The sequence below is a fragment of the Thermus albus genome (assembly GCF_022760855.1).
GTDB lineage: Bacteria > Deinococcota > Deinococci > Deinococcales > Thermaceae > Thermus > Thermus albus.
Genome location: NZ_JAKTNR010000013.1, coordinates 1 through 19,211 on the forward strand (window position 1 = coordinate 1; position 19,211 = coordinate 19,211).

Genomic DNA, 19,211 nt, shown 5'->3' on the forward strand with positions numbered 1-19,211 from the left:
GGGTGAAGGTTTGGTTTTTCCAAACCTTCACCGTTCACCTAAACCTTCACCGGTTGACAATACCACACTCAACTATAAAAGGGGTAAGTTTACCCCCGAAAAAACCTTCATCTTTCACCTTTGCGTCCAGGACGAAGAAAAGTGGGTGAGGGTGAAGGTTTGGTTTTTCCAAACCTTCACCGTTCACCTAAACCTTCACCGGGGAAGGAGGTGAGTGTGTGAATCTAAAGCGATTTGAGCCAGATAGGTACAAGGCTTTGGTGGTAGCGGCGGTTTGGGGGGAGAGGGAGAAGGTCCTTGCCCGGGGGGTGGGGACACTTCGGGAGGCTCGGGATTTTCTGGAGAGGGCCATGGAGGAGGGGGCGGATCTAGGGGAGATCACCTGGGTGGTGGAGGAGGGGGAGGATTACCTGGTGGAGCACAAGGTGAAGGTTTTCTTGCGGTAGTGGGAGGTGCTTATGACCGAGACCCGTGATGCGGTAGTGGTATTTCGGCACTGGAGTGGCAGGGTGGACATCCTGGGAGGGAAGGCTCTGCTAGTTGATGAGAAGGACCTCCTCTCCCAGGGGGCGGCCCTCTACTATCTCTACTACGGGGATGGCCGCTACGAAGTGTACGAGGAGGCTTTCCTGGCTACCCTGGCCTTGTGGTACGCCAGCCAAACCGATAGCGGGGCCTATTTGGAGGTGGTAGACCGAAACGGCTACACCATCGCTGTAATAGGCCTTTAGGGGCAAAAAGAGACGGCTGGGGCCAAGGCCCCAGCCAATCTCTTTTAGTGAGGGGGTGAAAGGATGAAAGAGATTTACGAGCAGCTAGCCCAGCCTTTCCCACCCCAGGAGGTGGGGTGGAAGGTGCAGACCGTTAACCGGGACCGGACCCGGGGCCTGGTGGTGGCCTACGTGGACGCCCGCACCGTTTTGGACCGTTTGGACGAGGTGGTGGGCCCCGAGGGTTGGCAGGATGCCTACGAGGTCCTGGCCGACCGGGAGCACAACGGCACCCGGCTGGTGGAGGTGAAGTGCCGCCTCACGGTCCTGGGGGTGACCAAGGAGGACGTTGGGGAAGGGGACACCCTCAAGGCCGCCTTCTCCGATGCCCTCAAACGGGCGGCGGTGAAGTTCGGGATAGGCCGCTACCTCTACCGTCTGGAGAAGACCTGGGTTCCCCTCAAAGACGGCCAGATTGAGGAAAAGACCCTGGCTAAACTCCGGAGCCTTTTGGAAGGGAGGTAGCCATGTACCTCATCTACCGAGGCCCGTATCCCGAGAGGATTTTCACCCACCTGGATGAGGTTCCCGAGGGGGTGAAGGTCTGGTATGCCCCTGAAGAGGATCTTCTGGTCCCCGTGGTACGGATTGGGGATCGCCTGTTGTACCTGGAGCCGGATGGGGTCTATCGCTACTTCGTGCCCTACGAATCCCCCCAGGAGTTTACCCTTCCCCAAGGAGTAGGGGATGCCCTGACTGTCTTCTATGACCCTGACGGACCCAGGTTTGGTCTGGAGCTTTACCTGGGCCAGAAGTTGGTGGCCCAGGAGGTTCTCCACGAAGGACCCCTGGCCTTGGAAGCTTTACGAAGTGTTTTCGGCAAGCGAGGTGAGGAGTAAACCACCCCACGCCTAAAGGCGGGGGCTTTCCAAGGGAAAACGATGCAGAGAAGACACCCTCAGAATCCGGGCCGGTTTACAACGGCCCATGCCCATCGAGCCAGCTCTCCGGGCAATGTTATGGGCAGCCACCCAATCCGCATTATGCTGAAACCCGCACGCCGTGCAGCGGAAAAGGGCCTGGCTACGCCGGTTGCCCTGCTCGGTGTGCCCACAGCGGGGGCACTCCTGGCTGGTGTGCCTCGGGTCTACCGCCACCACTCGCACCCCCTTGAGGGCCGCCTTGTACTCCAAGAGCGAGCGGAAGCGGGCGTAGGGCCACAGGTGGTGCAGGTGCCGGGCCTCCCGGCCGCGTTTGGTGGTACGGCTCCTGAGGTGGGCCAGGTCCTCGATGGCGATGGTGTCGCCGGGTTCGAGGCCATCCAAGATGCGTCGTGTCAGGGCGTGCAGGGTGTGGTTCACAAAACGGGCCTCCCTTCCCCTAAGCCGTTCCCAGAGGCGCTTCACGCCTTTGGTGCGTTCGGAAGGCCGGTCCAGTTTGGACCGGACTTCGGCCCGTTTTCTCAGGTAGTGCAGACGCTTACCCCTAAGGGGTCCGCCGGAGAACCGCACCCCGCTGGAGAGGGTGGCCAGGACCTTCTGCCCCAAATCCACCCCCACCACCTTGCCCCCGCCGCTGGGGGGCTCTGGGGTCTCCACCCGCAGGATCAGGTTGATGTACCACTTGCCCTTCGGCCCCCTGGTGAGCACCCCGCCCTGCACGCTCCTGGCCCGCTTCAGCACCCCCCGCTGGTAGTTCCCCAGCTTCATCGGGACGATCAGGCGGCCTGCGGTGGTGGTGAGCGAGACCGACTCACCCCGCAGGGAGAGGGTGCGCTGGTCAAAGGTAGCCGAGGTGGGCTGGTAGAACTTCGCCCGGCTGCCCTTCTTGCGCCCCACGCGGGCAATCGCCTGGACCGCCAGGTTAGCCGAGAGGCCCATCGAACGAAGGTCGTTATAGACCAGGCGATGCAGCTTGAACCTGCGGAACTCCCCACGCTCCTTGGCCACCCTGAGCGCGTGGTTGCAGCCCTCGGCGAACAACCGCACCGTCTCTTCCAAAGCCGCCGCCTGTTCGGGAGTGGGCTTCAAGGTGCAGCGGAGGGTAAGAGTCTGCATAAAAGCATTATAGCACATCATGCGAAAGGAGGAGCGGCGCTCCCCCCCATGCCTGAAGGCAGGGGTATCCGCGCCGCAAGTTACCGATGAGGGTGGAAGAGGTCCTGGACTTCATTGAGGGTACGGCTCGCCTCCTGCGTCTGGAGGCGGTTAAGCTTCTGGAGGCCTTTCGGGACAACCCCAAGGACTTGCGAAAGCATCTGAGCCGCCTTAGGGAGTTGGCGGAGGAACTCCACCGTATCCGTGAGGCCCTCTACGCCTTGAATGTGGAGGTGCGCAGGCCTTACGAGGACAACTCCGCCGAGGCTTTGCGGCGGGAACTGTTCTGAGTTTCATTAGCGGAGGTGTCGAGGAAGGTTAAAGGCAAGCACGGCTGGGGCCAAGGCCCCAGCCGATCTCCTTTTACAGAAAAGGGAGGTAGCAGGTGGGGAAGAAGAAGGTTGTGGGCCTAGCCGGAGACGACTGGTTGGTACTTGAGGCCATAGTCCTGGTGGACGCTGATTGGTTGGAGGTCAGGAAGGAGGAAAAGGAACCTGACCGCATAGCCTCGGACCTTTGGGAACTGGACTCCGTTATCCGGTTGGATACGGAAGAAGTCTAAGGGGGTGAGGGAGGCAGGAAATGCAAGAAACACTTCAGGCGCTGAAGAAGGCCATAGAAACCCATGCCCAGGCTGCTGTAGAAAGGCTTAGAGAAAAGGGGGGTGTGGGGGGCTATAATCCCCCGGTTTTCAAACCAGGGATACATGGACCCCCCCATTGTCCAGCTTTCGGCGATAGGTGCTCCAACCTAGAACCGCGGTCACGAGCAAAAGCCCGTATCTTGCAGCCCAGTTCTACAAGATAGCCTTACGGCTGACCAGAACGGGGAGACGTCACAGGTGAAGAGGTTAAGGGTGGCCTCGAGAAAAACAGGGGTATAAAGGTCGCGGGGAAATGGGCATCCCCCATTTGGGGGATGCGGCACCAGAATCCTCCCGCTACTATGACCCTTGTGAAGGGGCCGGGCCTTACCCTTTTGGAGCTCTTGATCGTGTTATCCGTGCTGGCTATAGTGGCCGGTATCGCGGCCTTGGATGTACGTCCTCTCTACGATCCCCTACAGGATAGTCTGGCCCGTTCGGAGGGCTACCTCAAAAATGTTCGTGCCAAGGCCATGGCCACCACCTCCGCTTACCAGGTAATCCTTGAGGGAAATAAGCTGAAGGCTAGATATGCTAGCAGGTGCAGTTCGGATCTCACTTTCACCACGGATCCGCAGTTAGTCCAAGAGTACCCCTCTGGGATAACGGTGCTGCTCAGCCCCGCCGATGCATTTGTCTGCTTTACGAGCCGAGGGACCCTAGTCTTTACGACCAACACACAGAGCTTCTCTGGAAACCCCCAGGTGCAGCTTCGCGATTCTCGGGGCCGGGTAGCCCGGTTAGAGCTTCTTCTGGGAGGGGGGGTGGTGCGCAGATGAGGGTGCGGTCCCCAGGTGCCCGCCGAGGGTCTCGAGGGCTCACCCTGATAGAGGTTCTCGTGGCCTTAGCCATCTTGGGGCTAATAGGTCCCCTGGTGGGAGCCTTCATCGCCCACCTGAACACTAATACCCGCTCGGAGCTGCGCAGCCAAGCGGTTACCCTAGCCCAGGAGCGCCTTGAAAACCTGAGGCTCCAGGACCCCCAGACCATGCCCCGATCTGGATGCACCAGCGAGACCAAGACCCGAGTATCGAGGACCTTCACCGTGCAAACCTGTTATTGTTCCCAGGCCAGCTTGTGTGGGCCAGGAGCCCGCTTCATTGAGGTACGGGTGTACCTGGGCACAGGAACATCAGGCACGCCCCTTTACGGGGTGGCCACGGTATTTACCCAGTTCCGTTAGGAGGGAAGCATGGAGCGTAAGGGAATGACCCTGGTGGAGCTGCTGGTGGCCCTAGCTATCGCTGGGATCCTCTTAGCCTTGATCCTCCCCACCGCCTTAGGTAACCGGCGGCTCTATACCCTGGATGTCCAGCGCACGGAGGTTAACCAAAACCTGCGGGCGGGTTTGGACTTTATAGTGGCCGATGTCCGCCAGGCGGGTGAGCGGCTTCCGGTGGATTTTCCTGCCATACAGGTCCAGCAGAGCAGTTCGGGTTCCGTGCTGATAATCCGGCGAAACCTGTTGGATTCCGTGTTGACCCTTTGCGACCGGATTGACGGAAACCAAGACAATATCCCTGTGGCCGTGAACACACCGGGGCAGCTTAATCAGCTTCCCAACGACCTTCAGGGTGTATGCGCTTTCCGGGATGCCGATAGGAATGGGATAGATGACCGCATCGATGCCTTTAGGGCCTTTAGGTGCAGTGTAGACGGGGACCCTCAATGCTCTACAGGAAACAACCGAGAGGCCGTTAGAATCTACATCTACGACCCAATCAGCCAGCAAGGCGAGTGGTTCGTCTATGATGCGGAGGATAGCTCTGGGGTCAAGATTCACAAGGGGAATCGGGAGAGATGGACACGGGGCTACAGCCCTGGGGCCCGAATCTATGCCCTGGAGGAGCGGAGGTACTACAGGGATGGGGATCTTCTGGTGCTTTTGGAAAACGGCCAACAGCCCGCCAAGGGAATTGTGGCTGGGGTGACCTACTTCGGGGTGAGAGCTCAGGCCAACGGTAACTGGTATACCACGTTCCCGCAAGTAAACCTCCATTGGAAGACCATCGAGACCCTGGAGCTCACTTTGAGGATAAGGTCCGGCAACATTGAACGGGAACTCAGCACCCGAGCGGTGCCCCGTAACGTGTTCTCCCAGTAGGAGGTGGCGATGCGCCAAGGATTTGCCCTTGTAAGTGTTCTGATACTGATGGTGGTCCTGATGACCCTCCTTACCGCCTACATGTTTACCACCCTTACCGAACTGAGGACCACCGCCTCAAGCGCCAGGCAGACCACCGGTTTCTACGCCGCTGAAGCGGGATTAAATCTGCGGGCTGAGGAGATCCGCCAGCGGTTCCTGGGCTTCAACCGTCCCCAAGGGACCAGCCCCTCAACCCAGGGACCATGCCAGGGAAACAACCAGGGAAGCGGGGACTTTCAATGCAAGTCTTACACCATCTCGGGCCGGACGGTGCGCACTTACGTTCGTGAAGCCCCGGGCAATCCACAGAATGTCACAATTCCCCAGGGTGAGCTGTACGAGGGGCTAGATGCCCAGGAGTACCGGTATCACCTCTTCTCGGAAGCCCTAGGGCCCGATGGGCGCACGGAGGCCCTATTGGAGATGGTCTTCAAGTCCCGCTTGGTACCCATGTTCCAGTTCGCGGCCTTCTACAACAAGGACCTGGAGATCCTACCAGGTCCCTCCATGACCCTTGGTGGTAGGGTGCACACCAACGGCGATCTTTACCTCGACGCAGGTAACAATTCTATTTTAACCATTGGAGGCCAAGTCAGTACAGCGGGAAGCCTTTATCGTGGAAGAAAGGATAACAATACCTGTACAGGAACGGTTGAGGTGTACAGGAATTCCCAGGAAAAGGGTACGTTGGCCTGTGGTGGTGGAGGCCAGCGCCGGGCCTACGGTCAAAATGATCTCACCTGGTGGAATGGCCGAATCCAGGTGGGGGTTAACCACGTCACAGTCCCACCACCTGACGAGCTTGACCCCATACCCGGGAAAACCTACTGGGACAAAGCCGATTTGCGTATCGGCTTGGACCTTACGGGATTAATTCCTTTAGTAAGGGTCTACAGTGTGTCTGGAAACGCTACGCTGGAAAACGTAGTGGCCACATCTGCCTTGCAGGCGTGCAATGCTGTGGGCTACTCGGGTAACACCTTTTACAACAAGAGGGAAGGCAAATACATTAAAATGCTGGAGGTAGACCTCGGTCGCCTGTTGGATTGTATACACTCAAACACGGGGGCTTTCGGGTTCTCCCTTGACGACGATACCGAAGGGGGACTGGTGTTTTTCCTTACGGTGTTTGGCCCAGATAGTAACCATATTAACAATTACGGAGTCCGCATTAAAGGGGGAAGACGGATAGCCTCGACTATCTCCGGAGCGCCAAAGCCTAAGGGTTTGACGATAGTCAGCGATCAGGCTGTTTATATTCAGGGGGACTTCAACAAAGTGGATTGGGTTCCGGCGGCGGTGTTGGCGGATACCATAAACATTTTGTCTAATAACTGGAGCGATAGCAACAGCACAGGGGACATAAGCAGTAGAATCGCTACTGATACAGAGGTAAACGCAGCCTTTTTGGCTGGAACGGACATCACGGGAGGTGCGGAGGGTCCAGCCGGTCAAGACAGGGGCAACTACAATGGAGGTCTGGAAAACTACCCTCGCTTCCACGAAAACTGGACCAATAAGACCTTCACCTACCGGGGTTCCTTTGTCAGTTTGGGCACCCCTCGCAAGACCAACAGCCCCTGGCCCGGAACGGGAAGAGTCTACAACCCTCCCATCCGTAACTGGTCCTTTGATACGCGTTTCGCTCAGGGGCAACTTCCGCCCCTTTCTCCCCGGTTTGTGTATCTCAAACAGGAGCGCTTCATCAGGGATTTTGAAAGAAAGTCATCTACCTCGGACTGAAGTCCGAGGTAGATGACAAGACTAGCGCCTAGGCCTAACCAGAAGGGTTCGGATAAACCAGCGTAGGCCATAACTACGGGCGTAGCCCGTACTTTGGATGTGAACCCTACCCTCTATTGGTTGCGCCTTCCTCCTGCGAATAAACTTAATCATGCCCCCATGGTAGGGGATCCGCTGGGGAAAGACAAGGAACCGACTGTAGTCGGCCAAAAGCATGGAAGCATTCAAGTGGGGTTTGGTTTTCCTGATGGTATTGGACCATTTAGCCTGGGCCTGGGGCTGGCCCTCGGAATGGCGTCTTCCGGGTCGCCTGGTCTTCCCCGGCTTCGCCGCCCTCATGGCCCACCACCTGGCCCAAGGGGTACCCCCGGAGAAATACCTCAAGCGCCTCCTACCCTTTGCCCTGGTGGGCCAGGTGGGGTATAGCCTCCTTTTTGGCTCCTACATCCTTTGGCCCCTCAACGTCCTCTTCACCTTTCTGGGAGCAGCACTGGTGGCCTCGGGAAAGGCCTACGGCTGGGTGGTCTCCCTCTTTTCCGAGTTCCCCCTGGGGGCAAGCCTGGCCCTGACTGCCCGTGGAAAATCCCTCCTGGCAGCTTTTGGGCTTGCTTCAAGCGCTTTTCTCATGGGCTGGTCCCTCTGGGTAGCCTTGGTTCAAGGAATAGCTTTCCTGGGCTTTCTAACCCTCATACCCCACCTCCCCAAGGGAAGACGCACCCCCTGGTGGAGCTTCTACGCCTTCTACACAGGACACCTCCTGGGACTATACCTAGTTAAAGCTCTACTACGGTAGGATAGAGACGTGAGATGGATAGCAGTCTTTCCTCTGGTGGCGATAGCCTTGGCCCAGGGTTTTCCGCTGGAGAATCTCTATGGGCCTTTTCGGGTTAAGGAACTTCTCCTGCCCAATGTGGTGGTCCTGGAAACCGGCCACCGTTTTCTCCTTGGAGGGATAGAGTTGCCGCATTGGGCAAGGGAACGCCTGTTGGAAAACCAGCTCAGACAGCGCAAACTCCCCCTTGGGCTAAAGTCCCGTGCAGCGGAGGCTAGGCTTTGCACTCAGGGGTTTCTCTCTCGGGAAATCTACCTGGAGCTTGAGATGTTGCCGGAAACTCCCCTTGTGTACCTCTATGTACCTCAGCTCCAGTCTCACGAGTTGATCCTTGAAAGGCCTGCTTTCGTTTTCCAGGGGCATCCCTTTGACAGCCTCAACTACATCTGGGTCCGGTCTGGATGCGCCTGGGCCACGGGCCAGGGGAGGTGGGCCGCTCTTTTCGCCGAAGCACAAAAAGCCGCCCAAGAGGAACGCATAGGGTTGTGGCGACCCTGACCAGGGACAAGCAAATCCCCCCACCGGGTTCAGTGGGGGGGTGGCCCTTACCTCAACAGAGCCATCGCAAGAGATAGGACGAAAAGCGTGCCGATGCCGCTGGCGAACAGTATTCGCCCGAGATTGAGATTCACTCAGATCACCTCCTTTCTTTGAGATTCAGCAGTAGTATACCATGGTGGTGAAAATATGGTAGTGAAGAATCGGGATCAGGAGAAGTTGTATAGACAGGACTTGGCTTTTGCTGGTGCGGGGTTGCTCCTAAAGGGAAGGGTCAGGGAGGCCTTCAGTTTTTTCCTGGCTTCGCAAGCTCTATATTCCCGACAGCTTCTTGAGGTGGTGGAGGAGGTGAGGAGGGGGAACCTTGAAGAAGCGGTCTGGTTGAGTTTTGGGTACACGCATCATCCCACTCTGGAGAAAAGACCGGTGTATGGTCCTCCACGGGAAGGGTGGAAACCTGTGTGGGAAATCATGAAGCGAGAAGCGCAAGATAATCCCCATCTCAGCTATGACTCCACTCTTCTTTCCCGTTTTGCCTACACCGTTCACTTAGGGGAGCTGACGGCTTTTTTGGTGGTGGACGTGAGGAAGGGTTTCCCCACAGCTTTGGAGGTAGCAGAGAAGATTCTTGAGCATCGTCCCCTCATGGCTAAATACGGACTACTTCAAGTGAGTGGGGCTTTACCTGGTCACGGCTGACCGAGTGAGGCTAGGATAGGAGATGGATTATGTGGTCCCCGGTAGAGGTGTATCTCCTTTTGGCTTTGGGCACTCTCCTGGCAGCTCTTGGCTTTGCTAGAGAAGCTTCCACTCAAGCTTTTGTTCCCATGGCCTCCATCGCTGCCCTTGGATACCTCCTGACCTGGTCCTTTCTCCGCACAGGGAAACCGGCCTTCTTCAGCACAGGGGCTGCGGTGGTGGCTTCCATCACCTTCGGCGTTCTCCTCCTCACTGTCCTTTTCCTCCTTTTGGGGATGATGGTGGTGCGCCCCTTTGAACCTTTCCTTGCCCTGGCTTTCCTGGCCCTCCTACCCCTCACAGCCATGGTCTGGCAGACCCTAAGGGCCTACCGCTTGGGCCACGGCTGGACCCTTTGGCAAAGGGCCGCAGCCCGTTCACACTATGCAGAAGGTCCTGGGGTGGGTAGGGTATCCTTGCGAAAGGAAGCGGAGTTGGATTTCCAGGAGTTGGAAAAGACCCTGAAGGCCAGGGTATTGGGCCAGGATGAGGCGGTAGAGACCATCCTACGAGGCCTTAAGCGGAAAGCGGCGGGGTTCACACGCAGGGAAAAGCCCTTTTCCGCCATGCTCCTGGGTCCCACGGGCACCGGCAAAACGGAGCTGGCCAAGGCTTTGGCGGATGCCCTGGGAAGGCCCTTAATCCGCTACGACATGAATGCCTTCGGTCAGGAACACACCGCTTCCGGTCTGGTGGGGTCTCCACCTGGTTTTGTGGGTTCGGAAACTCCGGGAAGGCTCTACGAGGACCTCCTTCGGGCTCCCGATGCGGTGGTCCTCTTTGACGAGATGGAGAAGGCCCACCCCTTTGTCCTGGACCCCTTGTTGCAGCTTCTAGACGAGGGACGCTTCCAGGAGCTTTCCCGAGGCCTGGTGGTCCAGGCTCCGGAAGCCATTCTCCTCTTCACCACCAACCTCTTGACCGATGTCCCCGAAGGGGCAGATCTTCGGGGGCTTTTGGTGGGCCGTGGCCTCAGACCGGAGCTGGTGAACCGTCTGGACGCAGTGGTGGCCTTCCGCCCCTTCACCCGGGAGACCCTGGAGGCTTTGGCCCGGAAAACCCTTTCCGATTACCTGGAGACCTGGAAGAGGGAGAAGAAGCTTTCCTTCACCCTAAGGGTGGATGACGCCGTTTACCGGCGCCTGGTGGACCTTTGTGACCTGCGCTTCGGTGCCCGGGACCTCCAGCGGGTCATGGAAAACACCGTGGGCGATGCCCTGGCGGAGGCCTACCTGGCCCGGGGTGGTAAACCCTTCTCTAAGCTGCACCTCTATGTCCAGGGGGATGAACTGGTGGCAGAACTATCGTAGAGGTTCATTTGGGGTAGGGGCCCCAAAGACGATGGCCCAGGATCTGCCCAGCGTTCCACAACCCCCCCACCAGGTGCCCGTTGCCTCCGATTACGAAGGCCAGGGCGTAGGAAAGGATGGGGTCCTGGGTGATGCGCATCAGAAAAAACGCCTTTAAGGACAGCAGGCCCGCATCCACCAGCAATATTCCCAGGGGACCGAGCATGGGAAAGGCAAGTGCCCTGGCATACAGGGGATTCCCTTCCCTGTATCCGAGGGCAAGACCCCGCAAGGTGGTCCAGGTATCCCAAAGGACGGCAGTTCCGTAGTAGACCACCGCCCAGTACCAGTTGGCCCGCAGAATCTCCGGATGGGCTAGGCCCAGGGCTAAGGTGTAGATGGCTAGCAATCCGATTAACAGAAGGGGCATAGGCGGACCAGGGGTCAGCCTATCAGACGGGCATCTACAAGCATCAGCTTCAGGTTGTGCAGCCCGCCCACCAGGTGAACGAAGCCCATGATGGTGGCCGATCCGGAAAGGCCAATCTGGGCGGCACTTCCCCCCACAACGACCAGCAGCAGGCTAAAGGCTACTGGTCCCCAAGGTCCCAGGCGAAACATAAGCGCCATGATGGGATTACCCTCCACCGCTCCCCGCTCCAAAGCCCACAGGGTGGTCCACAGGTCCAAGACCAGCCCCGCCAGGTATACATACCATCCCCATGGATAGCTGGGAAAGCCTAAGTGGAGGATCAGGTAACCAGCTAAGCCACCCATTATCCCTAACTTCCACCACCACATGCTTCCAGTCTACAAAAACAGCTTCCCCTTGGGGGGAAGCTGTATGGGAAGAGTTTCCGCAATAGCGGCACCTTCAATATAGCCCAGTTATCCCTGCTTGTAAAGGGGATGTTGCCATAAAGTCATGCCATGATAGAATCAAAGGCATGGGAAGAGTAGAAGCAAATCGTTGGACCGCCGCAATAGCGGCGGCTCTCGGGCGTGATCCCCGGACGCCCGAGGAGGGTTTGGCGGCTCTGGGGAACCTTCTCCGCTCCAACCCGGCGGAGAAGGAGAGGTTCGTAAGGGAGGCCCATGCCGCCTGGGTTGGAGGTGGCTGGGCGGTAAGGGGGGATACTACCCCTGGTGCGGAAAGGGCCTTGATGGCCCTCGAGGAAGCCACCCGACGCCTGGCGGAGCGCTACGGGTGGAGGAGGGAAGAGGGGGAGCTGGAGATCAGGCTGCCCAAGGAGGTAAGAGAGAGGCTGAGGGTGCTTCCCCGTGCGGCCCGGGGGGAAGGGGTTTTCCCGGTATCCCCTGGTGGCCTTTCGGCTAAGGCGGTATGGGCGGCAGCCTACCGCCTTCTCGGGGGGGAGCAGGTTATCCTGGTTCCCACGAAGGGGACCAGGGAAGAGACCCTCCTCCTCTCTAGGAGGAGGATTCTAGAGGGGGTGAAGGAACTCCTCCTGAAGAAGGAGGAGGAGAACACAGAGATGCCCTGGGGGGAACGGGTGCGTATCCTCCCTGGGGACCGGTGGGAGACACCAGGAAGACGGGAGCCCCGGTTGGAGGAGGCCATCCGTGGCCTCCAGGCCCAGGTCCTTGAATGGGACCTGGCCCGGGGAGAAGAGATGGTCCGGTGGGAGCATGAAGAGGTCCCCTTCGTCCTTGCGTGGGCCCACCGGGATCCAGAGAGACCTTTGCGCAAGCCCAGGTGGTCATACTCCACCTGGGAGTTGGTGGTGAGAGAGGGGGCGAGGGTAGTCCCGCCCACCTACGAGGAGGTGAGAAGGAAGTTGGAGAAGCCTTCCTGGGCGGCCATTCGCCTTCTGGGCCCGCTGGTGGCCTATGAGGTGAGTGCCCTGGGGTTTAAAGACCCCGAGGCGGCTTACCAGGAGGGGTTGCTGGAGGCTTTACGCATTTGGGACCGGCTGAAGAGGAAGGGGGGGGAGTTTAACCCCCTGCTTTTCTTGGTTCCCGAGCTCCGGAAGTATCTTCTGGAGCTTCGGGCCAGGGAGGTAGGGGTCTTTTCGCTCTCCCGAGAGGTTGCCCGCAAACTCCGGAAGTACTTCGCCCTGGTAGGCCAGGGTGAGTCTCCGGAGAAGGCCCTCAAGGAGGTGGGTTTGCCGGAGGAGCTGGTCGGGACGGGCCAGCTTTCCGGGGATGAGTTGGCGGAGGAGGGGGTGGAGCCTTCCAGTGAGGTGGACTACGACACCCTCATCCTCCGCAGCAGGGTGAGGGAGGTGAGAGAGGAGATAGGCAGATGGTACGGGGCCCCTGGACTCACCTTCGTGGATGCCCTCATGGATGGGGCATCCATTGAGGGCGCCCAGGTGGTGTCAGGGTTGAGCCCTCAGCTCGCCCAGCAGGTGGTGGAATACCTGCGGGCAGAGTTGGAGGGGTGGGGGGACTAACTCCCCCTAAGGGTTCCTACCCCCTGCCTGATTGCAGGCAGGGGTTTTCTCTTTTGGTCAGCCCGTAAGGGCTATCTTGGTTAGCCCGTAAGGGCTATCTTGGGGAAGGAGGTAGTAGCATGAAGGTGATGGAGACAGAGGTTCTCTTTCTTGAGGATGTCCTGGAGGATATGGCCAGGGAGCTCAAGGAGACGGTGAATGCACCAGAGGGTGCTCGCACTTACAGGTTATGGGGGATGGATACCCATGAGGTAGAGACGGCTTTATATGACATGATGAAACACCTTTCCCAGGAGGAGAGGGACCTCTTGCGCAAGTACCTGCCCAATATGGTGGAGACGATCCACAGGAAAAACTACAACGTGGTGGTTCTGTTACCCACGGAAAAGGGTCTCCACGCTAAGGGAGCCAACATAAGAATGCAGCGCATGGGTGACAGGATCGTATCCTAACAGGGTATGGCGTATCTCCTTGACACCCAGGACTGCTTTCACTCCGCGTCCTCCCTCCTGGCCTCCTCCCGGCGGTCCCGGATCAGTTCCTCCACCAGGCTCTCCCCGGGGGCCAGGTCCCGCCAAAGGCCCCTGGCCCGTCGGGCTATCTGGCGGAAGCTTACAAGCTCCAGCGTGCCCTCTGGACCCTGGCGTAGGAGAAGGCGCTCCCCCTCCTTGAGGCCCAAGGCCTCCCGCACCTCTGCAGGTAGGACCAGCCGGCCCTTTGACCCCAGTTGGACCAGGAAGTGGGTCTTTTCAGCAGTGACCCCCATACTTAAATGGTACCACACCCGGGGAAGTAGCCACCTTTAGGGGTATGGCGCTAGCCCTTCCCTCACGGGGCAAGCCCTGGACCCCCTCACCTCCCCATGACCACCTTCTCCAACTCCGCAAGGCGTTCCCTCAGGTCCACCAGCCTCTCCAGTAGCCGGCGGTAGCGGGCCAGGGTCTCCCGGTACACCTCGGGGCGGGTAAAACCCTCCGGGGGTTGCCACCCCTTGCCGAGGTACTGCCAGCGCCACTTGCCCTCCTTCTTCACACGGAGGTAGGGGTAAGGTCCGTGGGGGCAGCGGCGGCACCTCCTCCTTGTCAGAAACTGTTGTAAAAGTCTGCTATACTTGAAGGGTGGCTTCTACACGCAGATCTTACCCCAGCGACCTCCCGAACGCAGAGTGGGCTCTCCTAGAACCCCTCATCCCCGCCCCCAGGCCGGGAGGCCGCCCAGCAAGGGTGCCTAGAAGGGAGATTGTCAACCAGCGCCTCTAGGGAGGGGAACGGGCGATTGGCCACGGCCTCATTCACCAGGGGCCACACCCCTACCGGTTGCCCCTCGGAGCTGTAGGGGGGCAGAAAGACCAGACGTATCCCTTCCGGCAACGCCGCCGGGCCCGGGACTCCGGGCCAAGACCTCCCCTGCCCTCGCCACAGCCCAAAGCTGGGCATCAAAGAGGACCTCGAGCACCTCCAGGGAAGGCCAAAGGTCCAGGCCCCGGTACCGCCACGCCACCTCCTCGGTCATCCCCGAAAGCAGTAAAATGTAGACAATGGGAACTGGAAGCCTGTTGGCAGGGCCTATACAACGTGACAATCTTCTTGAGCAAGTAGACTTTCTGCGCCTGGAAGCTAACCAAAAATTAACGGCGGATCGCGCAGAAAAAGGACAGTTTTTTACTCCTCATAAGATAGCACAATTTATGGCGCGTATGTTTGCCGAAAGACCAAGCACGCTGAACATCCTTGATGCAGGCGCTGGTGTGGGCTCGTTATCAGCAGCGCTCGTTGCTGAAGCTTGTCAGTGGAATCCAAAGCCTTCAACCATCACAATAACCGCCTATGAAATCGATCCAGCTTTGACAGAGTATCTACACATAACGCTCGGCTATTGCCGAGAAGTATGCCGCCAAGAAGACATTCGTTTTGAATATGAAGTTATACAAGATGATTTCATTAGAGCCGCTGTAGATGCTCTGGGTGGAAGTACACTATCCTCTTTACGCAAGTCTTTTAATGCTGCTATTCTTAATCCACCGTATAGAAAGATAAATAACGCCTCCACTACACGGCGTCTTCTACGGAAAGTTGGGATTGAGACCACTAATCTGTATGCGGCCTTTCTTTGGCTGACAATCAGGTTGCTAGAGCCAAATGGAGAACTTGTTGCAATTACGCCAAGAAGCTTTTGCAATGGTCCTTATTTTCTCCCATTTAGGGAAGTGCTTCTAAAAACGATGTTCATAAAGCGTATCCACGTTTTTGACTATAGAGATCGAGCTTTTGAAGAATATAATGTTCTACAAGAAAACATAATTCTTCACGCTATAAAAGCACGTCAGCAAGAGAAGGTGACGATTTCGTCAAGCGCCGACCCCGATGACCCATTCATAACCGTTCGTGAAGTTGAATACAATCAACTTATTTATCCCGATGATCCAAATTTGTTTATACATATCGTTCCTGATGGACTCGGGCAGAGAATTGGGCGGAAAGCTCGTAGCCTCTCTGTCTCGCTTGATGAGTTAGGCATCACGGTTTCTACTGGCAGGGTTGTTGATTTTCGCGCTGCTAATTTCCTGAGAGAAAAGCCAGACGCAGAAACAGTTCCTCTGATTTATCCGAGCAACTTTTCACAGGGCTATATTGCTTGGCCGAATGGACAAATTAAAAAACCCTCGGCTATAAGATTAGCAGAAGAAACCGCCAGCCTGCTTGTGCCTTCTGGTTGGTATGTTTTGGTGAAACGCTTCTCGGCAAAAGAAGAAAAAAAGCGCGTCGTTGCGGCTATATGCGATCCTACTCGTCTAAATGCTGAATTCATAGGCATCGAAAATCACCTAAATTACTATCATCAAAACGGGAAAGGATTATCTCCTCTATTAGCAAAAGGATTGGCTGCCTTTCTTAATTCAACCATAGTGGACGAATATTTCAGACAGTTCAGTGGACATACACAGGTAAACGCAACAGACCTGCGTAATCTTAAGTACCCATCATTACCCCAGTTAATGGCGATAGGTGAGAAGATAGGTGATAAATTTCCTAAACAAGAAGAAATTGATCAAATAGTCTTAGAAATACTAGGAATGGATACTACAAATACTGACGTAAAAGCGAAAAAGAAAATTGAAGAAGCTCTTGATATTTTGCGAGCGCTCCGAGTACCAAGAGCACAACTGAACCAGCGTTCTGCGTTGACGTTGTTGGCATTGCTTGATATGAAGCCCGACACAGATTGGAGTAATGCCTCAGCTCCTTTGCGCGGCATTACTGAAATGATGGATTATTTCCGCGAGCACTTCGGAATTTCTTATGCGCCCAATACCCGCGAGACAGTTCGGCGTTTTACAGTTCACCAATTTGTGCAAATGGGGTTAGTGATTGCTAACCCTGATGACATTACAAGACCCGTTAATAGCCCGAAGACAAAATACCAGGTTGCTGCCGGTCTCCTCAAGGTGATTCGTACATACGGCACAGGTGAGTGGGATAAAAATCTGAGAGCCTACCTCAAGAATGCACAAGAGTTACGCAGATTGCGTGAGAAGGAACGCGAAATGGCTCTCATACCAGTAAAGCTGCCAGACGGCAGAGAAGTCGGAATTACCGCAGGTGGGCAGAATGCTCTAATAAAACAAATCATCGAAGAGTTTTGCCCTCGCTTCACCCCTGGTGGCTTAGTTATTTACGTTGGTGACGCAGGTGATAAATTCAGAGTATATGAGCGAGATTATCTCGCACAGTTAGGTGTCATTGTTGACGAACACAGTAAAATGCCTGACGTAGTGGTTTATTTCGAAGCCAAAAAATGGCTTGTAGTTATTGAGGCAGTTACCAGCCACGGCCCCATTGATATTAAGCGTCACAATGAACTCAAGGAGTTATTTAGAGGTAGCCAAGCTCCTTTGGTATTTGTAACCGCATTTCCAACGCGAAAGGTGATGAAGAAATATCTTCAGGAAATTGCTTGGGAAACCGAAGTATGGGTGGCTGAAGCACCTACCCATCTAATACATTTCAACGGTGAACGTTTTCTCGGCCCATACGATGAGTAAATCACGCCGCCTAACCAGCGCCTCCACCTGACGCCGCTCCGCTGCGCTTCGCGGCGCAGGTGAAGCGCAGGCCGTTGGGCGCAGATGGATTGAACTTTATCAAGGAACTCATCTCAAAACTCTCCATGAAATGAGGAAACACGCCAGGTGGACGAAGGCCTGAAAGGTGACCCGGAGGCGCTCATGACGCAGAGCCAAACGCCGGAAGCCGCCCTTCAGCCAGGCAAAAAAGCGCTCCGCACAACCCGATAGGTGCCTGGGGCAAAACGATGAGGCCGGCCAGCCCGGGGTCGCCGGCGACCCCGGGGATTCTCGGGAATACAGGCCCGGATGCCCCGGCGTCGGAGTCCTTCCCGGACGGCGCGACGGTCATAGGCCCCATCGGCGACAACTCCCTTCGGCCGGGTCCGGGGTCGGCCCCGGCCCCCGGCCAGGCGCACCGTCCCCATGACCTCCGAAAAGACCGTGGCCTCGTGCCGCTGGGCCGACTCCACCCAGACCCCTATCGGCACGCCCGGGACTCCGACGACCCCATGGACCTTCGTCCCCTTCCGCCGGCGGTGACCGTCGAAGCCGACAGGTTCCCCCCCTTTTTGGCCTCCACCGTCGTCGCATCGACCCCGACCCTCTCCCACGACAGGCGACCCACCCCGTACCCCCAGTCCAGGAGGCGCTTCCACAGCCCTTCCCATACCCCACGGACCTCCCACTCCTTCAGCCTCCGCCAGGCTGTTTTGTACGAGCCGTATCGTTCCGGCATATCCTTCCAGCGACATCCCGTCACCAGCACATACAAAATCCCGTTCAGCGTCTTGCGGTCATCCGCTCGGGGCCTCCCCGTCCGGGCCTTCGGGGGCAACAAGGGCTCGATGAATGCCCATTGTTCATCCCTCAACTCCTTCCATTCCATCCTGACCTCCCCTAGTGGTATTCCGGAGGATATCCTAACACACCAGGAGTTTTGAGATGAGTTCCAGGTCTTTTGCCGCAAAGGTTCCAAGGTTAGCTAAGGTTATGGGAAGCTTGAGTTTCTGCATCCCGTTACCTCCTGGGTCTTAGCCTAGGGGCTTCCCCAGAAAGATTCAATACCGTTTCGGGAAAAAAGTGGCCGATTAGGGACTCGGAAGAGTTTGGATACCTTGCCCCCACGATGGCTTTGGATATCCTTTGGCTTATGACAGGTCGCGGGGGTGTTACAAGACGCCCCCGCGACGGGTGGATCCAAGTCCCCCTCTGCGCACTTCGCGCAGAGGGGGATGAGGTTGAGGCATAACCCATCATCCTCCCAAGGCTTAAGGGGTAATCCTTACCTCTCCTACCACCTGGTGAAGTACCCAGTGAGCTTTCTCCAAGATCAGGCGTTCCAAAGGGCACCCTAGGCTTTCCACCACATAGCTTCGTCTGCTGTTGAGTCCCAGAAAACGCACGGGGCGTAGGGGTACCTTTTCCCCTTTAGCCTGTACTACAGCTAACTCCCCGGGTTCTGGTTCCATGCCTTCCCGGTAGATTAGGAATCTCTCCTGGTGGGCTAAGGCCCTCAGGTCCCTGGGGTCTACATCCACCTCCGGTAAACCTAAAATCAGGTACTTCTCAGACCCCGCAAGGGGCACCTTGAGAAGAGGCACAGGAGGAACCCCCGGCACCCCCTCAGCAGTTACCTGGGGCACCGGCACTCCCGTGGCTTGGGTAAACTCTTCAGGCGTCCAACGAAGAGCCTTCAGTAAGGCAAGTATCCGCCCATAAGAGATGTTCCCTAGATTCACCAATCCCTTCTCTAACTTCCATACATACCCGTCCGATACCCCCATCTCCTGGGCTACACCACCTAACGTCAACCCTAACTCCCGCCTCCGCCTGGCTATCGCCTCCCCAGCCCGCCGACGAATATCTTCCACCATGGTATACACTTTACCATTTGGTAGGGGATGAGGTGTAGAAACCCAGGGGTATTTCCCTTTCTTCTTGGTAAGCGAGGGTGCTTTAAGGATGCCCTTCTGGACGCTTTTCCTGTCTTACCCCTTATTTACCCCTTATTCTGGTGGAAGGGCACTCAATATGTG

Annotated in this window: 26 protein-coding genes and 1 pseudogene; 18 read left to right on the plus strand and 9 right to left on the minus strand. The window is 57.0% G+C overall.

Annotation, left to right across the window (positions count from 1 at the left end; translation table 11 throughout):
* The 5 genes from L0D18_RS10735 to L0D18_RS10755 all read left to right on the plus strand — a co-directional run.
* Positions 1-214 (plus strand): hypothetical protein (locus L0D18_RS10735; protein ID WP_243028979.1); only part of this gene is annotated, 214 nt, incomplete at its 5' end.
* 4 nt (positions 215-218) lie between these two features.
* Positions 219-446: a hypothetical protein gene (locus tag L0D18_RS10740; RefSeq protein ID WP_243029032.1), complete on the plus strand. Its 228-nt coding sequence runs from the start codon at positions 219-221 to the stop codon at positions 444-446.
* A gap of 12 nt (positions 447-458) precedes the next feature.
* A complete protein-coding gene (locus tag L0D18_RS10745) occupies positions 459-731 on the plus strand; it encodes a hypothetical protein (RefSeq protein WP_243028980.1) in 273 nt (90 codons plus the stop codon).
* A gap of 63 nt (positions 732-794) precedes the next feature.
* Positions 795-1,235 carry a Rad52/Rad22 family DNA repair protein gene (locus L0D18_RS10750; protein ID WP_279232354.1) on the plus strand — a complete coding sequence of 147 codons (441 nt, stop codon included), beginning with the start codon at positions 795-797 and terminating at the stop codon, positions 1,233-1,235.
* Between the two features lie 2 nt (positions 1,236-1,237).
* A complete protein-coding gene (locus tag L0D18_RS10755; RefSeq protein WP_243028981.1) occupies positions 1,238-1,609 on the plus strand; it encodes a hypothetical protein in 372 nt (123 codons plus the stop codon).
* Positions 1,610-1,621: 12 nt separating this feature from the next.
* On the opposite strand, the gene L0D18_RS10760 is transcribed toward L0D18_RS10755, so the two are convergent.
* Positions 1,622-2,767 carry an RNA-guided endonuclease InsQ/TnpB family protein gene (locus tag L0D18_RS10760; RefSeq protein ID WP_423247906.1) on the minus strand — a complete coding sequence of 382 codons (1,146 nt, stop codon included), beginning with the start codon at positions 2,765-2,767 and terminating at the stop codon, positions 1,622-1,624.
* Positions 2,768-2,859: 92 nt separating this feature from the next.
* Here L0D18_RS10760 and L0D18_RS10765 point away from each other — a divergent pair, with 92 nt between their 5' ends.
* From L0D18_RS10765 to L0D18_RS10805, 10 genes are all read left to right on the plus strand, one after another.
* On the plus strand, positions 2,860-3,096 hold the full coding sequence (locus tag L0D18_RS10765; protein ID WP_243028983.1) for a hypothetical protein: 237 nt from the start codon (positions 2,860-2,862) through the stop codon (positions 3,094-3,096).
* Positions 3,097-3,191: 95 nt separating this feature from the next.
* Complete coding sequence (locus L0D18_RS10770) at positions 3,192-3,368, plus strand: hypothetical protein (RefSeq protein ID WP_243028984.1); 177 nt, start codon at positions 3,192-3,194, stop codon at positions 3,366-3,368.
* Between the two features lie 383 nt (positions 3,369-3,751).
* Positions 3,752-4,228 carry a prepilin-type N-terminal cleavage/methylation domain-containing protein gene (locus tag L0D18_RS12025; protein ID WP_423247907.1) on the plus strand — a complete coding sequence of 159 codons (477 nt, stop codon included), beginning with the start codon at positions 3,752-3,754 and terminating at the stop codon, positions 4,226-4,228.
* Entirely contained in the window at positions 4,225-4,632 is a 408-nt protein-coding gene (locus tag L0D18_RS10775; protein ID WP_243028985.1) for a type IV pilus modification PilV family protein, read from the plus strand. The genes L0D18_RS12025 and L0D18_RS10775 overlap by 4 nt, the downstream gene beginning before the upstream one ends.
* Positions 4,633-4,641: 9 nt before the next feature.
* Positions 4,642-5,553, plus strand: coding sequence for a PilW family protein (locus L0D18_RS10780; protein ID WP_243028986.1), 912 nt, complete (start codon positions 4,642-4,644; stop codon positions 5,551-5,553).
* 9 nt (positions 5,554-5,562) lie between these two features.
* Positions 5,563-7,338 carry a PilX N-terminal domain-containing pilus assembly protein gene (locus tag L0D18_RS10785; RefSeq protein WP_243028987.1) on the plus strand — a complete coding sequence of 592 codons (1,776 nt, stop codon included), beginning with the start codon at positions 5,563-5,565 and terminating at the stop codon, positions 7,336-7,338.
* Between the two features lie 214 nt (positions 7,339-7,552).
* Positions 7,553-8,131: a TraX family protein gene (locus tag L0D18_RS10790; protein WP_243028989.1), complete on the plus strand. Its 579-nt coding sequence runs from the start codon at positions 7,553-7,555 to the stop codon at positions 8,129-8,131.
* A 9-nt stretch (positions 8,132-8,140) separates the two neighbouring features.
* Positions 8,141-8,668: a hypothetical protein gene (locus tag L0D18_RS10795; RefSeq protein WP_243028990.1), complete on the plus strand. Its 528-nt coding sequence runs from the start codon at positions 8,141-8,143 to the stop codon at positions 8,666-8,668.
* A 189-nt stretch (positions 8,669-8,857) separates the two neighbouring features.
* The gene (locus L0D18_RS10800) at positions 8,858-9,367 is read left to right on the plus strand and encodes a hypothetical protein (protein WP_243028992.1); all 510 of its coding nucleotides are present in this window, start codon (positions 8,858-8,860) and stop codon (positions 9,365-9,367) included.
* Between the two features lie 128 nt (positions 9,368-9,495).
* Positions 9,496-10,716, plus strand: coding sequence for an AAA family ATPase (locus L0D18_RS10805; protein WP_243028993.1), 1,221 nt, complete (start codon positions 9,496-9,498; stop codon positions 10,714-10,716).
* Positions 10,717-10,720: 4 nt separating this feature from the next.
* Here L0D18_RS10805 and L0D18_RS10810 read toward each other — a convergent pair whose 3' ends face one another.
* On the minus strand, positions 10,721-11,125 hold the full coding sequence (locus L0D18_RS10810; protein ID WP_243028994.1) for a hypothetical protein: 405 nt from the start codon (positions 11,123-11,125) through the stop codon (positions 10,721-10,723).
* A 14-nt stretch (positions 11,126-11,139) separates the two neighbouring features.
* The gene (locus L0D18_RS10815) at positions 11,140-11,496 is read right to left on the minus strand and encodes a DUF5658 family protein (protein ID WP_243028995.1); all 357 of its coding nucleotides are present in this window, start codon (positions 11,494-11,496) and stop codon (positions 11,140-11,142) included.
* Between the two features lie 146 nt (positions 11,497-11,642).
* Between L0D18_RS10815 and L0D18_RS10820 the strand changes: the two genes are divergently transcribed.
* Complete coding sequence (locus tag L0D18_RS10820) at positions 11,643-13,109, plus strand: hypothetical protein (RefSeq protein WP_243028996.1); 1,467 nt, start codon at positions 11,643-11,645, stop codon at positions 13,107-13,109.
* A 119-nt stretch (positions 13,110-13,228) separates the two neighbouring features.
* Positions 13,229-13,561: a hypothetical protein gene (locus L0D18_RS10825; protein ID WP_243028997.1), complete on the plus strand. Its 333-nt coding sequence runs from the start codon at positions 13,229-13,231 to the stop codon at positions 13,559-13,561.
* 38 nt (positions 13,562-13,599) lie between these two features.
* Here L0D18_RS10825 and L0D18_RS10830 read toward each other — a convergent pair whose 3' ends face one another.
* From L0D18_RS10830 to L0D18_RS10845, 3 genes are all read right to left on the minus strand, one after another.
* A complete protein-coding gene (locus tag L0D18_RS10830) occupies positions 13,600-13,875 on the minus strand; it encodes an AbrB/MazE/SpoVT family DNA-binding domain-containing protein (RefSeq protein WP_243028998.1) in 276 nt (91 codons plus the stop codon).
* Positions 13,876-13,961: 86 nt separating this feature from the next.
* The gene (locus tag L0D18_RS10835; protein ID WP_479725464.1) at positions 13,962-14,195 is read right to left on the minus strand and encodes a hypothetical protein; all 234 of its coding nucleotides are present in this window, start codon (positions 14,193-14,195) and stop codon (positions 13,962-13,964) included.
* A gap of 201 nt (positions 14,196-14,396) precedes the next feature.
* A complete protein-coding gene (locus tag L0D18_RS10845) occupies positions 14,397-14,621 on the minus strand; it encodes a hypothetical protein (protein WP_243028999.1) in 225 nt (74 codons plus the stop codon).
* 25 nt (positions 14,622-14,646) lie between these two features.
* Between L0D18_RS10845 and L0D18_RS10850 the strand changes: the two genes are divergently transcribed.
* Positions 14,647-17,151 (plus strand): BsuBI/PstI family type II restriction endonuclease, encoded by a 2,505-nt coding sequence (locus L0D18_RS10850; protein WP_243029001.1) that lies wholly within the window; start codon positions 14,647-14,649, stop codon positions 17,149-17,151.
* Positions 17,152-17,366: 215 nt separating this feature from the next.
* Here L0D18_RS10850 and L0D18_RS12030 read toward each other — a convergent pair whose 3' ends face one another.
* From L0D18_RS12030 to L0D18_RS10860, 3 genes and pseudogenes are all read right to left on the minus strand, one after another.
* Positions 17,367-17,786 (minus strand): transposase, encoded by a 420-nt coding sequence (locus tag L0D18_RS12030; protein WP_423247909.1) that lies wholly within the window; start codon positions 17,784-17,786, stop codon positions 17,367-17,369.
* A pseudogene (locus tag L0D18_RS10855) lies at positions 17,702-18,061 on the minus strand (IS5 family transposase); the annotation flags it as partial. The gene L0D18_RS12030 and the pseudogene L0D18_RS10855, both read right to left, overlap by 85 nt.
* A gap of 382 nt (positions 18,062-18,443) precedes the next feature.
* The gene (locus L0D18_RS10860) at positions 18,444-19,049 is read right to left on the minus strand and encodes a helix-turn-helix domain-containing protein (protein WP_243029006.1); all 606 of its coding nucleotides are present in this window, start codon (positions 19,047-19,049) and stop codon (positions 18,444-18,446) included.
* Between the last annotated feature and the right edge of the window lie 162 nt (positions 19,050-19,211).

Bases quoted from the DNA above. Each gene is read 5' to 3' on its own strand.
- L0D18_RS10745 (WP_243028980.1), top strand. From the start codon at position 459: ATGACCGAGACCCGTGATGCGGTAGTGGTATTTCGGCACTGGAGTGGC.
- L0D18_RS10750 (WP_279232354.1), top strand. From the start codon at position 795: ATGAAAGAGATTTACGAGCAGCTAGCCCAGCCTTTCCCACCCCAGGAG.
- L0D18_RS10755 (WP_243028981.1), top strand. From the start codon at position 1,238: ATGTACCTCATCTACCGAGGCCCGTATCCCGAGAGGATTTTCACCCAC.
- L0D18_RS10760 (WP_423247906.1), bottom strand. From the start codon at position 2,767: ATGCAGACTCTTACCCTCCGCTGCACCTTGAAGCCCACTCCCGAACAG.
- L0D18_RS12025 (WP_423247907.1), top strand. From the start codon at position 3,752: ATGACCCTTGTGAAGGGGCCGGGCCTTACCCTTTTGGAGCTCTTGATC.
- L0D18_RS10775 (WP_243028985.1), top strand. From the start codon at position 4,225: ATGAGGGTGCGGTCCCCAGGTGCCCGCCGAGGGTCTCGAGGGCTCACC.
- L0D18_RS10780 (WP_243028986.1), top strand. From the start codon at position 4,642: ATGGAGCGTAAGGGAATGACCCTGGTGGAGCTGCTGGTGGCCCTAGCT.
- L0D18_RS10785 (WP_243028987.1), top strand. From the start codon at position 5,563: ATGCGCCAAGGATTTGCCCTTGTAAGTGTTCTGATACTGATGGTGGTC.
- L0D18_RS10790 (WP_243028989.1), top strand. From the start codon at position 7,553: ATGGAAGCATTCAAGTGGGGTTTGGTTTTCCTGATGGTATTGGACCAT.
- L0D18_RS10800 (WP_243028992.1), top strand. From the start codon at position 8,858: ATGGTAGTGAAGAATCGGGATCAGGAGAAGTTGTATAGACAGGACTTG.
- L0D18_RS10805 (WP_243028993.1), top strand. From the start codon at position 9,496: ATGGCCTCCATCGCTGCCCTTGGATACCTCCTGACCTGGTCCTTTCTC.
- L0D18_RS10810 (WP_243028994.1), bottom strand. From the start codon at position 11,125: ATGCCCCTTCTGTTAATCGGATTGCTAGCCATCTACACCTTAGCCCTG.
- L0D18_RS10815 (WP_243028995.1), bottom strand. From the start codon at position 11,496: ATGTGGTGGTGGAAGTTAGGGATAATGGGTGGCTTAGCTGGTTACCTG.
- L0D18_RS10820 (WP_243028996.1), top strand. From the start codon at position 11,643: ATGGGAAGAGTAGAAGCAAATCGTTGGACCGCCGCAATAGCGGCGGCT.
- L0D18_RS10825 (WP_243028997.1), top strand. From the start codon at position 13,229: ATGAAGGTGATGGAGACAGAGGTTCTCTTTCTTGAGGATGTCCTGGAG.
- L0D18_RS10830 (WP_243028998.1), bottom strand. From the start codon at position 13,875: ATGGGGGTCACTGCTGAAAAGACCCACTTCCTGGTCCAACTGGGGTCA.
- L0D18_RS10845 (WP_243028999.1), bottom strand. From the start codon at position 14,621: ATGACCGAGGAGGTGGCGTGGCGGTACCGGGGCCTGGACCTTTGGCCT.
- L0D18_RS10850 (WP_243029001.1), top strand. From the start codon at position 14,647: ATGGGAACTGGAAGCCTGTTGGCAGGGCCTATACAACGTGACAATCTT.
- L0D18_RS10860 (WP_243029006.1), bottom strand. From the start codon at position 19,049: ATGGTGGAAGATATTCGTCGGCGGGCTGGGGAGGCGATAGCCAGGCGG.